The following is a 14,011-nucleotide window of genomic DNA, read 5'->3' as shown; positions in this document are numbered from 1 at the left end:
GGAAAAAGGACGCGAACCAAACCTGTCAGATTTGCGCATGCATTAATTAACAGGAGCGACAGCCGGTCTGAAATCAGTTTAACCGAACGCTTACCATAATTCGACATAGTTTGCCGGTATGTTGGAGTTTCAAACGATGAATGCTGAACGGCAGACACATTCCGAAGACGATATGGCGCTGGATCTGGGTGGTCTGCTGCGGGCAATCGGCCGTTCGCTCGGCTGGCTTCTACCCCTGACGCTGTTCGTGACGCTGGCCGTGTTTCTGGGGCTGCAACTGGTGGCGCCCAAATACAAGGGCGAGGCGCGCATCCTCATCGAAAACACCGACAATCTGCCGGGAGGCACAAGGGGGCAGGATCAGGAGCGCGCGCTGCTCGACAGCGAAGGCGTGGCGAGCCAGGTGCAGCTCCTGAAGTCGGCGGATCTGGCGCGGCGGTTGGCGAACAAGCTCAACCTGGCGGCGATCCCGGAATTCGACGCCAAGGGTGGCGGCGACCTGATGAACACGCTGTTCTCCCTCGTCGGTCTCGGTACCGAGTCGGAAGGCAACAGCGAGGAAGAACGCGTCCTCAAGCATTATTACGAGAACCTCGAGATCTACCGGCTGGAAGGCTCCCGCGTCATTGCGGTCGACTACACGTCCGAGAGCCCGGTTCTGGCCGCCAAGGTCGCCAACACGATCGTCGACGAATATCTGGCCGTCCAGTCGAGCGCCAAGCGCCAGACGACGGAGCTTGCCTCGGCCGCGCTGGAGCCGCAGATCGTCGAGCTGCGCAAGGAAGTGCAGGCGGCGCGCCAGGCGGTCGCGGATTTCCGTGCCCGCGCCGACCTTCTGATCGGTGCCGACAACATTCCGCTCAACCAGCAACAGCTTGCCGAGACCAGTACGGCCTATTCAGAGGCCCAGGCCGCGAAGGCGGAAGCGCGGGCCAAGGCGGATCTGATCCGGGATCTTCTGAATTCCGGCGGATCGCTTGAGACCGCGAGCGATGTCCTGAATTCCGCACTGATCCAGCGCCTGCGCGAGCGGCAGGTGGAAATCCAGTCCAGCATTGCGGAGCTTTCCATCACATTGCTGCCCAGCCATCCGCAGCTCAAGGCCCTGCAGTCGCAGCTGGTTGATTATGACCGGCAGATCCGCACCGAGGCCCGCAAGGTCCTTCAGGGACTGGAGAACGACGCCAAGGTCGCCGACCAGCGGGCCAAGGCTCTTCGTGTACAGCTTGAAGACCTGAAGACGGCGGCCGCAAAATCCAACGCCGATCAGGCGCGTCTGTCGGAACTGGAACGGGAAGCAAATGCCAAGGCGACGCAGCTCGACCAACTGCTCCTGAGCTATCAGGAAGCCGATTCCCGCCTGCGGGCCCAGGTGCTGCCGGCCGATGCCAGGATCATTTCCCAGGCGAGTGTTCCGGTGGAACCCGATTCGCCCAAGATCATTGCCAGCACCATCATCGCGGCTCTCGTGACCTTCATCCTTGGCTGTGCCTTTGTTCTGATGCGCGAGTTTTTGAGCGGCAACGCACTCTACCGCGCGAATGCCCCCGCCGCGCCCGTCATGTCCGAGCCCCCGGTGACCGCCAGGCAGGAGCCCGCCTCAAACAGCGGCCCGGCAAGGCGCGGGGACGACGGCTACGGCTGGGACCGCGGCTATGGCCAGACCGTTGCCAGCTACCGGCTTGATCCCGGTGCCTGGAGCGGCAACTTTGCGCAGGAGCCGGAGCAGGAAACCCGTCCGGAAGAGTTGCCTGCCGACGCGGAGGCCGAATCTCCCCGCAAGTCCGGGGATGCCGCGGCACGTGTCCGGTCGGCGCGCGGGCGCCGGCAGTCCCAACGTTATGACCACGATGTTTCGCCCGACTGGGTCGGCGACACCCGTAATGTTGACGTGGAACGCGACACCGCAGCCGACGTTGCCGCGGTGCCCCAACGGGACAAACCGTTGAAGACAACTCATGCTGATGACGTCGAGGCCTCCGGGCGTATCGTTGTTCTCAGTGTCGACGACGAGACACTGTCGCACGATCTCGCGTTCGACCTGGTGCGCCGGGCGGCACGGCGCGGAAAGTCTTCGCTGATTATCGAGGTCTTTCCGGAACAGGCCAACTCCAAGGCCGCGGAAGGTTTCTCCGATATTGTTGCCGGCACCGCTCCCTTCGCCAAGGTCGTCTACCGGGATGCCGGTTCCAAGGCGCATATCATTGAAGCCGGGCGGGTCGAAATCACGGACGATCTGGTCAATTCCGACCGCTTCAAACTGGCGCTCGAAGCGATCAAGTCGACTTATGAGACGGTCGTGGTGGATCTCGGCGCGATCGACGGTTCCCTTGCCAGTGCCCGCATGCTGAGTTTTGCCGACCGGGTGCTGATCGCCGCCAGTGCACCGGACAATGGTCACGAGCTGCAAAGTGCGGCCAACCTTCTGGCGCACAACACCGGTGCCTCGGTCGAGGTGGTGATTGCCGGAGGCAGTGGCCCGGGACCCCGCCGCAACGACGACGGCCATGCCGCCTGAAGCATAGGCAGACATGAAGGTCGGGCCGGGCCCGTGGCCCGGTCTGATTTTCTGGGCAGGGGCCGGCTCAGTCCGGCCGGTTCGCCGGCGCGCCGAGACCGGCTTTCCACTTCCTGAGCCGCCGCACGAGCGGCCAGAGCAGGCTGGACTTGCGGACGGCCGCCTTCAGCCTCAATCGACCCGCTTCAAGATACAGTCCCACCCGTCCCTTCAGCGTGATGGCGAGGAGGCTGTCTTTCAACGGCACGGGTTCGGCCCAGTCCGTCTTGTAGCGCTCTTCCCCGAGACCAAGATCCAGAACGGCAAGATGGGGCGCTGCGCAGGCATGGGCGATGATCGACTTGATCAGCACAAGTCCGGGGCTGTTGGCCAGCATGTCGTCATGGGCGATGCTGTTGCTGTAGGCATAAAGCGTTCCGCCGTCTTCAAGGCAGAGATAGGTGGCCCGGATTGCGCCGCCCGTCTCCAGGAACCAGAGGTCCATGATCGGGGATGTCAGGCCGGTGTTGCCGTCTTTCCCGGACGCAAGACCCAGAACCCCTGCGAGAAAGTCCTCGGCCTCAGGCGTCGCAAACGCGTTCGGAATGCCGGCGGCTCTGGATCTGAAGGCCCGTTGCTGCAGGAAGGCGGCGAGGCCTTGCTTTCGGTCTTCCCTGGTTTCGGCCCGCGCAATCCTATACCCGCCGGCCGCCTGAAGGTTTCTCTCCTTGCGCAGGAGGTTCTTGCGCGACGACTTGCTGTGGGTTTCCTGAAAGAGCGTGTCGAAATCCGGCGGGAGTGCCCGGGCGAAAACCGGGCTGGGACTGGCAGTGGCCTTGCCGAGAACCAGTGGGTGAGGGCGGCCGTGCCAGGTCGCGGGCACGTTCACAAGCTTGAGGAGATCCGCGCCTGTGCGGGCGCAGATCCGGGTCAGAAAAGCCAGAATGTCTTCCGCAGTCACCGCACTGTAGAACTCCGGGTCCCAGCAGCCGGTGTTCTGGTTACCGGACTGATGCCCAAGGAAGACCAGGGTCTTCAATCCCCTGGTCCTTTCGATCCCAAGCGGGAGGATGACGACCGGCGCACCGTTCTTCGATCCGACCGCGACTACGGGTTCAACCCCAATAGACAAGCCGAGCGTTGTCTGCCAGGTCTCAAGCCATTGGGGCGACTGGTACGGATTGCTGTACGGCACAGCCTTTAGTTGTTGCCAGGCGGCGCGTGCTTCGCTAAGCCTCGTAATTATGGACAGGTCCAGCTGGCATGCAGAGCCGGTCATGGATACCTCTCCGGTCGATTTAAGCCCTGGCAAAAACGGCTTGTGAAAACAGGATAAACCATTTTGAGCGAACAATAGGAACGGACGGGAACACGTGCTGGCAGTTCGAACCAAGTCTCGATAGATTTAGCAATAATTATTAAAGAAACCGTGCCTTACTGGCACCTTCTACCAAGGCGGGCATTGCGGCCACATGGGCATGCGGCAAAAGGCAGTAACACGTGCATTCAGCGTTCTGAAGGGAACGGGGCTCGGCCGCGTGCTGGCACCGTTTACTCAAGGATGCGGTGCCGTGTTCATGATGCACCATGTTCGCCCGGCCCGTTCCGACGCTTTCCAGCCCAACCGCCACCTGGAAATCACGCCGGATTTTCTGCGCCTGGCTATCGATCGGATCAGGGCGAACGGCTATGAAATCATCTCGCTGGACGAGGCCGTCGATCTGTTGAAATCCGGCTACGGCCACAGGCGCTATGCTGTTCTGACCTTCGATGACGGGTATCGGGACAACCTGGAATTTGCCTATCCGATCCTGAAAGAACTCGAAGCGCCCTTCACCATCTTCGTGACGAGCGGCCTCGTCGACCGGACGAGCGAACTCTGGTGGCAGGCCCTCGAGCGCATCATCGAAGGCAACGACGAGGTGGTCTTCAGCGAAGCGGGCGGGGAGGGCGGTTTGTCCTGCCGGACACTTTCTGAAAAGAATGCCTGCTTCGACAAGATCGTCGACCACTTGACCCTGGAAGTCAGCGAAGAGGATCAGCGCACCATCGTCCGTGCGCTTGCCGGCAAATACGGTGTGGATCTTGAAGCCCTTGCCGAAGATCAGGTCATGTCCTGGGACGAAATTCGCGATCTGGCGCAGGATCCGCTCGTCAGCATCGGTGCTCATACGCACGATCACTTCGCCATGGCGCGCCTTAAGGCGGACGCCGCGCGCAGCGATGTCACCAGGGGATTGGAAAGGCTGGAATCGGAACTCGGCCGCCGGCCGAAGCACTTCGCTTATCCTTACGGCAAATCCTACGCCGTCAGCCTGCGCGACGCGGATATCCTCAGGGATATCGGCTTTGCCTCTTCGGTCACGACCCAGCCGGGGGTGCTGCAATCGGTCAATGCGCGCGATCCGATGATGCTGCCACGCGTTTCGCTGAACGGCCGTTTCCAGGATCCGGCCGTTGTCGACCAGTATCTGACGGGCGCGCCCTTCGCGCTTTACCGGGCGGCCCGCTGGGCGGCGACCGGCTTCGGCATCAGGTCGGGCTTTTCCCGTCTCTTCCCATCCACCAGATGATGGCACCGGCCGGGATGACCCACGCAAGACCGGCAATGGCGAAATAGATGAAGCGGACAAGATTGGACGACTGCTGCAGCGTCAAGTCGCCGATCACCATGGCGGTGAGCGCATAGATCACCACAAAGGTGACCAGCAGCACCATACCGATAAATTTGCGAAACGAGGGTACCATTGTCAGCCGGTTCCGTTGGCAGGAGGATTGGCCGCAGTGTCAGGGACCTTTTGCCGCAAAGAGCCCGCGACCGCTTGCCGTCTTGCCCCAGCAACTATATCTCCGCAGGCCAAAGGTCAATTCGAACAGCCGGAACCGGTTCATGAATGCGATTTCCGAAGGCGCGAAGGGCGGACAGATGCTGCCGGCCAGACTGCAGAGACTGAGACAGAGCCGGACGATGATCCGCTGGTGGCTCTATTTTGTCTGTGCGCTGATCCTGGCGATGGTCGTGGTCGGCGGCGCGACGCGCCTGACCGAATCCGGGCTCTCGATCACCGAATGGAAACCGATCCATGGGGTGATCCCGCCGCTCAGCGAAGCGGAATGGGAAGAGGAACTGGAGAAGTACCGCCAGATCCCGGAATACCAGCTCATCAACAAGGGCATGAGCCTGGAGGAATTCAAGTTCATCTTCTGGTGGGAATGGGCGCATCGGTTGCTCGGCAGGTTCATCGGGGTTGCCTTCTTCGTGCCCATGGCCGCCTTCTGGGTGGCCGGGCGCATCGAGCCGTGGCTGAAACCGCGTCTGCTGATCGGTCTTGCCCTTGGCGGCCTGCAGGGATTTGTCGGCTGGTGGATGGTGGCCTCAGGCCTCGTCGACCGCACCGATGTCAGCCAGTACCGCCTAGCGACCCACCTGACGCTGGCTCTTGTCATCTTTGCCTATCTCTTCTGGATCGCCCGGCGGCTGGCGCCGATCGAGGAGCCGGAGCCACGCGAACGGGACCGGCTGTCGGGACTGGGCTGGCTCGTGCTGGCGCTGGTCTTTGTGCAGATCTTCTTCGGCGGGCTGGTCGCCGGGCTCAATGCGGGCATGACCTTCAACACTTGGCCGCTGATGGACGGGCAAATCGTCCCGGACAGCCTGCTGGTCATGCAACCGGCCTGGCTGAACTTTTTCGAAAACGCCATGACCGTGCAGTTCCAGCACCGGATGACCGCCTATCTTCTCGTGGTGACGGGCCTCGCGCTGACCTTTGCCACCTTCAAGGTGAGCCCGCGCAAGGAGCTTCGCCGGGCAGGGGCCCATGTCGGCGGGTTCATGCTGCTGCAGGCCGTCTTCGGCATCCTGACGCTGATCTGGTTCGTCCCGCTGCCGCTGGCGCTTCTGCACCAGGCCTTTGCGGTGTTCGTCCTGGCCGCCGCGGTCGATTTCCTGGCGCTCCTGAAAGGCCCCTACGCGATCCGCAAGTAAAACAAAAAGCCCGCCGGATCGGCCAGCCCCCAACCTTGAGTGTGGTTGCAGGTAAACCGGCTCTCGCGCCGTTTCATGAAGAGAGAGCTTTGTTCCGCGGCAGCAATTTTGTTGCCGTGTAGGTTCAGGCTCCGGCGTTTGGCAAAGCCGACTGTGGCGCTTGGTAGGCTAGTCGTCGCTTTTGGCCCGGAGCTGACAATCGAAACCTATTGATTTAATGGCTCCTTCGCGCCCTAATTGCGGTCGTTCGGTGATCTGAGACCAAATCTCAAAAGCTTACATTCATTTCTCACGCAATGAATTCACACGGTGGGCGGATCGTATTCTTGCGATGCGGAATGAACAAAAGTATAGCGAACCTCCAAGTGTGAAGTATTGTACTGCAGTATTGTAAATAAAAAAATTCGATTATATGTTAAAATATCTGTCTTTCTCATTCAATTTAACATAATCACAACATAAGGCATCCCGAGAGTCGCTGAATATTCTAAAAAAGTTCCGAATGAAAGAAATATATCGGAAAAACCATTCATGTTTTTTTCCGTTTGGTTGAAGACAACGGTGTTGAGTAAGTTTTGCTGTGACCCTTCATCTTGTTTGCAACAGTCGCAGCGCTGATTTATGCTATTTCTGATTGATAGATAAGATCTTGTGGGGAGGGTCTTTAGTGCATCTCAGGGCTCGGGTTGCTGGTTCAACTTTGTCGAAAACCGTATGAGCGGGGTTTGGCAGCAGCCGATTGCGCGGGTGCAGCGCGACGGGGTCGTGATCGGTACCGGAGCGGTGATCCGGACCGAGCAGGACGGATTTGTGCTTCTCACCTGTGCGCATGTGGTCAACGAGTTTCTCAACCGAAGTGAGTATGCTGAGGAGCGGCCCGGTGATGACGAAAAAATCACCTTCACTCTGCCGGTGAAGTCCGCTGGGAAGCTTTATGCGGCAACCCTTCTAGAGTGGTTCCCACCGAGCGTCGGCCTGGAGCGAACGGAATATCCGGTTAGTGATATCGCGCTCCTGAAGATTTTGGATCCTCTACCCGGCGATATGCGAACCCTGCGACCCGAGAGCTTCAAGGTCGTGGACCTGGCAGGCAAGAGTGTCGCGGGATTCGGCTATTCCGATGACAACGGTGTGTTCGCGGGCGGTGAACTGCTCGGAATGGACGCCGGCGGTTGGCTCAATTTTAAGGCAACAGACGCGCTTCAAACCTTCATTCAACCGGGTTTTAGCGGCGCGCCGCTGCTCGATGAAAATCGCAACATCATTGTCGGGATGGTCGTTGCCCTCAACGAGCGCGAAGGCCGGGTGGCCTACGCCCAGCCAGCGGAGAACCTCTGGTGTGCCTGCCCACAGGTTGCTCGGCCCTACAAAGGTCTTCGGGATTTCGAGGAAGTGGACGCGCTGTTCTTCTTCGGCCGCGATCGGTTTATCGATGAGCTTTTCGAAAAGTCCAGGGAATGTCCGATCGTGGGTGTTTCCGCGCTGTCGGGTGCCGGGAAGTCGTCGATCGTCAAGGCCGGGCTGATCCCGAAGCTCCGGATCAACGGTGAATGCGTGATCCTGAAGATGCGGCCCGGATCAAATCCCTGGAAGGCGTTGGCGCGGGAACTGGCCGCCTGTGCCTATCCGGAAAAAACCGAGGTTGAGCGGCTCGGCCATCAGGAGGAGATCCAGGCCAAGCTGGCATCGACAGATCCAAGCAAGGCGTCCGAAGCCCTTCGTGACTATGTCCGGGCTCTCCTTGCTCACAACGGTTTCGCGCATAAAGTGCTAATCTATGTCGATCAGTTCGAGGAGCTGTTCACCCTTGCCGGACATACGAACGCCCGGGACAGGCCGCAACTTGATACCAGTGTTCACGCTGACAACAAGCCCACCAAAAGCCGGCCAGACTTTCGCGATCTCATGGCAAATACCGCTACGCTGGAAGGTGAAGCCCGGATCCAGTGGTGCTATTCGATCAGAGCTGATTTTACCGGCAAATTGATTCCGCACCGCGCCTTTATCGACCGGCTCGGGGATGGTGAAGTCAAACTGTCGGAGATGGTCCCTCACGAGTTGCGCATGGCGATCAGACGGCCGGCGAAAGAGCTCAACGTCACATTCGAAGTGCATGACGAGAAAGGCGACCTGGTCAACCGGCTTGCCGATGACGCGGGAAAGAGTGCCGGTTCCCTTCCTTTGCTGGAGCATGTCCTTGAGCAGCTTTGGGGCCGAATGTCAGGGCGGGAGATTTCTCACACTGCATATGATGCACTTGGAGGTCTTGGCGGCGCTCTCGACACCTATGCCGAAGAGGTCGCGAAAAAGCACTTTCCAGGCGAGAAGCGTCAGATCCTTCGCCGATTGTTTTTCCGGCTTGTGGAGCCTGGTGATAGGAGTGATGCCACCAGGCGGATTGTCAGTCGAGAGGAACTCGACGATGAAGACCTGTGGGGGGCGGCTGTTAAGTTGACGGATGCCCGTCTTGTGATCATCCGGGGCGGCGACGGGCAGCCTGATACAGCTGAAGTCGCCCATGAAGCGTTGATTGACCATTGGACAACGCTGCGGGATTGGATTTCGGAAAACCGGGGTTTTCTGAAATGGGCCAAAGCCTTTCGAGTGGATTACGATCGTTGGACAACAGACAAGCGATCCAACCGGTACCTTCTCAAGGGCGGCGCACTGGTTGATGCTTCTCGCCGGATCAAAGATTGGGCGAGCTTCCTGAACAAGGATGAGACGAACTTCATACAGGAATCGGAAGCCGCGAAAACGCTTGAGGACGTAGACAAACAAAAACAGCAAGGCCGTATTCGCAACCTCGCCTTTACACTTGCTGGGGTCTTTGCCGTCGTAGCTGTGGCATCTGTCTTCGGACTTCTAGAATTCAACAAGAGGGCAGAATATGCACAGAAGCAGGAACTAATCGCGCAGACGGAGCGGCAACGCGCCGAGGAACAGGCCGCTCTCGCGAAAACGCAACGCATTCGAGCCGAGCAGGAAAAAGCTGCTGCCGTGGCCGCGCGAGAACAGGCCGATGTTGAAAAGTCCATCTACGCAACTGCGATCGCGGACCGCCTCGTCGAACAAGGCAAACTCGTTCCAGCACTCCTCATCCTTCGTGATGTCCTTCCTCGCGAAATGAACGATTACGATAAACGCAGGAAAGAGATCGCTCTGAACGGACTCGCCGGAACCTACCAGATCATGCATGAGGTTCCTTCGGTCTTACGAGGACATCGATCCTCTCTCATTCTCGCGGCGTTTTCCCCGGACGGCGCGCGCATCGTCACCGCATCAAGCGATGACACAGCCCGGCTGTGGGACGCGCAAACTGGCCGCGAGGTTGCGATCCTTAAGGGACATGAAAATAGTGTCTATCACGCGGCGTTTTCCCCGGACGGCGCGCGCATCGTCACCGCATCAAGCGATGACACAGCCCGGCTGTGGGACGCGCAAACCGGCCGCGAGCTGGCGATCCTTAGGGGACATGAAAATAGTGTCTATCACGCGGCGTTTTCCCCGGACGGCGCGCGCATCGTCACCGCATCAAGCGATGACACAGCCCGGCTGTGGGACGCGCAAACCGGCCGCGAGCTGGCGATCCTTAAGGGACATGAAAATAGTGTCTATCACGCGGCGTTTTCCCCGGACGGCGCGCGCATCGTCACCGCATCACGCGATGACACAGCCCGGCTGTGGGACGCGCAAACCGGCCGCGAGCTGGCGATCCTTAGGGGACATGAAAATAGTGTCAATCACGCGGCGTTTTCCCCGGACGGCGCGCGCATCGTCACCGCATCAAGCGATGACACAGCCCGGCTGTGGGACACGCAAACCGGCCGCGAGCTGGCGATCCTTAAGGGACATGAAAGTTCAGTCGACCACGCAGCGTTTTCCCCGGACGGCGCGCGCATCGTCACCGCATCATGGGATGACACAGCCCGGCTGTGGGACGCGCAAACCGGCCGCGAGCTGGCGATCCTTAGGGGACATGAAAATAGTGTCAATCACGCGGCGTTTTCCCCGGACGGCGCGCGCATCGTCACCGCATCGGATGATCGCACAGCCCGGCTGTGGGACGCGCAAACCGGCCGCGAGCTGGCGATCCTTAAGGGACATGAATATGGTGTCAATCACGCGGCGTTTTCCCCGGACGGCGTGCGCATCGTCACCGCATCAAGCGATGACACAGCCCGGCTGTGGGACACGCAAACCGGCCGCGAGGTTGCGATCCTTAAGGGACATGAACATCTTGTCAATCACGCGGCGTTTTCCCCGGACGGCGCGCGCATCGTCACCGCATCACGCGATGACACAGCCCGGCTGTGGGACGCGCAAACCGGCCGCGAGCTGGCGATCCTTAGGGGACATGAAAATGGTGTCAATCACGCGGCGTTTTCCCCGGACGGCGCGCGCATCGTCACCGCATCACGCGATGACACAGCCCGGCTGTGGGACGCGCAAACCGGCCGCGAGCTGGCTATCCTTAAGGGACATGAAAATGGTGTCAATCACGCGGCGTTTTCCCCGGACGGCGCGCGCATCGTCACCGCATCACGCGATGACACAACCCGGCTGTGGGACGCGCAAACCGGCCGCGAGCTGGCGATCCTTAGGGGACATGAACATTTTGTCAATCACGCGGCGTTTTCCCCGGACGGCGTACGCATCGTCACCGCATCAAGCGATGACACAGCCCGGCTGTGGGACACGCAAACCGGCCGCGAGCTGGCGATCTTTAAGGGACATGAAAATAGTGTCTATCACGCGGCGTTTTCCCCGGACGGCGCGCGCATCGTCACCGCATCATGGGATGACACAGCCCGGCTGTGGGACGCGCAAACCGGCCGCGAGCTGGCGATCCTTAGGGGACATGAAAATAGTGTCAATCACGCGGCGTTTTCCCCGGACGGCGTGCGCATCGTCACCGCATCGGATGATCGCACAGTCCGGCTGTGGGACGCGCAAACCGGCCGCGAGGTTGCGATCCTTAAGGGACATGAACATTTTGTCTATCACGCGGCGTTTTCCCCGGACGGCGCGCGCATCGTCACCGCATCATCGGATGGCACAGCCCGGCTGTGGGACGCGCAAACCGGCCGCGAGCTGGCGATCCTTAAGGGACATGAAAATAGTGTCTATCACGCGGCGTTTTCCCTGAACGGCGCCCGCATCGTCACCGCATCAAGCGATGACACGGCCCGCTTGTGGAATGTTGTGCCTATGTCTGAAGGAGGTGAGGGCCGCGATTCTGTCGTTAGCGTGCCTATTTCCCAGTCGTTACTCGACATTGTCCACACCCGCTACCCATATCAACTCTCCTGCGACGAACGTCGCGAAATCCTGAAGGATGAAACATGCCCGTAGCAAGCTACCAATCCGCGAGCGGCTCTAAGGTACTCGTTGAAATAGAAACACCCGAAAAGGGTGGGGCACGGCTCGTGTCGAAGAGCAAGGATGGTTTTGTCGAGGCTAGAGGGAGCTTCGAGGAAGCCGTTGAGGGCATCAAGCCGATCGCAGACAAAATTATCGCAGCGATCGGATCTCTGGCGAAAACGCCGAAAGAGACTGAGGTTTCGTTCGGCGTCAAATTTACAGGCGAGGTTGGCGTTATTCTGGCCAAATCATCTCTCGATGCGACGCTTAATATCAAGCTGAAGTGGTAGTCGTGAATAATCGATCCAACCCATGGAATTCTCTCCTACCGACAGACCGCCGATCACAATGTGAAGTTGCTGTTTCTTGAATTTTTCGACAATGCGGGGATCCCACCACTCTTTGGTCAAGGCGACTTACGCTACGCGTTGAACAAGCGACGGCTTGCGTCTTAAAACTAAATCAGAGGCAACTCCTCTGCGTGAATGTCCGTTTCCTCAAATGCGCAGACAGAAACCAACATTCCGCACGCGGCCCCCCTTCGGTCATTCATTCGCACCGCAACAAATGTCCACTCCCGGCCGTTCTAGCCTTTCGCTCGCCGTGCAACGAACGGCGGTTTTCAGGACAAGGTCGAGCGCTGGTGAAGGCCTAATTTGCGGGCGCGGAAAGGACGAATTACGTTCACACTACCGCAGGGCAAGGGAAGTCGCGGTTTCTTGACTGTTTCAGCTTCTTGCAGCATGTCCGAACCCCGAAAGTCCTGCTGGACCAAGGGGTTCGGGTTAATCTTTTGCTATATGCCCCCGTTTACGTCAGGGGCTGGGCCAAACTGGCGGGCTTCCTGTTTGCAGGTGCCTGCGTCAGTCGGCGAGAGCTTGCTCGAGATCCGCGATGATGTCCTCGACATCCTCCAGGCCGACGGAAATACGCACCACATCCGGTCCCGCGCCGGCGACGGTCTTCTGTTCGTCCGAAAGCTGGCGGTGGGTTGTTGAAGCCGGGTGGATGATCAGGCTGCGCGTGTCGCCGATATTGGCCAGATGGGAGAACAGCTCGACCTTGCTCACCAGCGCAACGCCGGCATCGTAGCCGCCATCGACGCCGAAGGTGAAGACCGCGCCGGCGCCCTTGGGCATGTAGCGCTGCTGCAAGGCATGGTGCTTGTCTTCCGGCAGGGCGGCATAGGACACCCACTTCACCTTGCTGTGCGCCGACAGGTGCAGTGCCACCTTCTTTGCATTGTCGGAATGGCGCTGCATGCGCAGCGGCAATGTCTCGATGCCGGTGAGGATCAGGAAGGCGTTGAAGGGCGAGATGGCAGGCCCGAGATCGCGCAGGCCAAGCACGCGGCAGGCGATGGCAAAGGCGAAATTGCCGAAGGTCTCGTGCAGGACGATCCCCTGATATTCCGGCCGCGGCTGGGTGAGCAACGGATAGTTGCCGCTGGCCGACCAGTCGAAGCTGCCCCCGTCGACGATGATGCCGCCCATGGAATTGCCGTGGCCGCCCATGAATTTGGTCAGCGAATGCAGGACGATGTCGGCACCGTGCTCGATCGGGCGGCAGAGATAAGGCGTTGCCATGGTGTTGTCGACCACAAGCGGCACGCCCTTGGCCTTGGCGATGGCCGCGATTGCCGCGATATCGACGACGATGCCGCCGGGATTGGCGAGGCTCTCGATGAAGATGGCGCGGGTGCGCTCGTCAATGGCGTCTTCGAAGGAAGCCAGGTTGGCAGGATCCGCCCATTTCACGCCCCAGCCGAAACTCTTGAAGGAGTGATTGAGCTGGTTGATGGAGCCGCCGTAGAGCTTGTTGGCCGCAACGATATTGTCACCCGGCTGCATCAGCGTGTGGAAACACAGGAGCTGGGCGGAGTGACCGGACGCGGTGGCCAGTGCGGCGGTGCCGCCTTCGAGCGCGGCGACCCGTTCTTCCAGCACCGCCGTCGTCGGGTTGGTGATGCGGGTATAGATATTGCCGAAGGCCTGCAGGCCGAACAGGGAGGCGGCGTGATCGACATCGTCGAAGACGAAGGACGTCGTCTGGTAGATCGGCGTTGCCCTGGCACCGGTCGACGGGTCCGGCGCCGCGCCGGCATGAATTGCAAGAGTGGAGAAACCCGGAATATTTTCGCTCATCAAAAGACCTCCCGTTTGGAA

8 protein-coding genes are annotated in these 14,011 nt (G+C 59.8%); 5 read left to right on the top strand and 3 right to left on the bottom strand.

Annotation, left to right across the window (positions count from 1 at the left end):
- The first annotated feature begins 136 nt into the window (after positions 1–136).
- The gene (locus ACX3M4_RS06930; protein ID WP_459357853.1) at positions 137–2,518 is read left to right on the top strand and encodes a succinoglycan transporter; all 2,382 of its coding nucleotides are present in this window, start codon (positions 137–139) and stop codon (positions 2,516–2,518) included.
- Between the two features lie 67 nt (positions 2,519–2,585).
- Here ACX3M4_RS06930 and ACX3M4_RS06925 read toward each other — a convergent pair whose 3' ends face one another.
- Positions 2,586–3,776, bottom strand: a complete 1,191-nt coding sequence (locus tag ACX3M4_RS06925) for a GNAT family N-acetyltransferase (RefSeq protein WP_459357852.1) — start codon at positions 3,774–3,776, stop codon at positions 2,586–2,588.
- A 298-nt stretch (positions 3,777–4,074) separates the two neighbouring features.
- Between ACX3M4_RS06925 and ACX3M4_RS06920 the strand changes: the two genes are divergently transcribed.
- The gene (locus tag ACX3M4_RS06920; RefSeq protein WP_459357851.1) at positions 4,075–5,070 is read left to right on the top strand and encodes a polysaccharide deacetylase family protein; all 996 of its coding nucleotides are present in this window, start codon (positions 4,075–4,077) and stop codon (positions 5,068–5,070) included.
- On the opposite strand, the gene ACX3M4_RS06915 is transcribed toward ACX3M4_RS06920, so the two are convergent.
- Positions 5,030–5,245 carry a DUF2842 domain-containing protein gene (locus ACX3M4_RS06915; protein ID WP_459357850.1) on the bottom strand — a complete coding sequence of 72 codons (216 nt, stop codon included), beginning with the start codon at positions 5,243–5,245 and terminating at the stop codon, positions 5,030–5,032. The two genes, ACX3M4_RS06920 and ACX3M4_RS06915, sit on opposite strands and share 41 nt — an antisense overlap.
- 142 nt (positions 5,246–5,387) lie before the next feature.
- Between ACX3M4_RS06915 and ACX3M4_RS06910 the strand changes: the two genes are divergently transcribed.
- The 3 genes from ACX3M4_RS06910 (at position 5,388) to ACX3M4_RS06900 (ending at position 12,136) form a co-directional block, all read left to right on the top strand.
- Positions 5,388–6,482: a COX15/CtaA family protein gene (locus ACX3M4_RS06910; protein ID WP_459357849.1), complete on the top strand. Its 1,095-nt coding sequence runs from the start codon at positions 5,388–5,390 to the stop codon at positions 6,480–6,482.
- 714 nt (positions 6,483–7,196) lie between these two features.
- A complete protein-coding gene (locus ACX3M4_RS06905) occupies positions 7,197–11,837 on the top strand; it encodes an nSTAND1 domain-containing NTPase (protein WP_459357848.1) in 4,641 nt (1,546 codons plus the stop codon).
- Complete coding sequence (locus ACX3M4_RS06900) at positions 11,828–12,136, top strand: CU044_2847 family protein (protein WP_459357847.1); 309 nt, start codon at positions 11,828–11,830, stop codon at positions 12,134–12,136. Before ACX3M4_RS06905 ends, ACX3M4_RS06900 begins: the two co-directional genes overlap by 10 nt.
- 573 nt (positions 12,137–12,709) lie before the next feature.
- Here ACX3M4_RS06900 and ACX3M4_RS06895 read toward each other — a convergent pair.
- Complete coding sequence (locus tag ACX3M4_RS06895) at positions 12,710–13,990, bottom strand: O-acetylhomoserine aminocarboxypropyltransferase (protein ID WP_459357846.1); 1,281 nt, start codon at positions 13,988–13,990, stop codon at positions 12,710–12,712.
- Positions 13,991–14,011 lie beyond the last annotated feature (21 nt).

It is taken from the genome of Roseibium sp. M-1, assembly GCF_054515675.1.
Note: the sequence above shows the minus strand (reverse complement) of the source record. Positions and strands in the feature narration are given on the sequence as shown.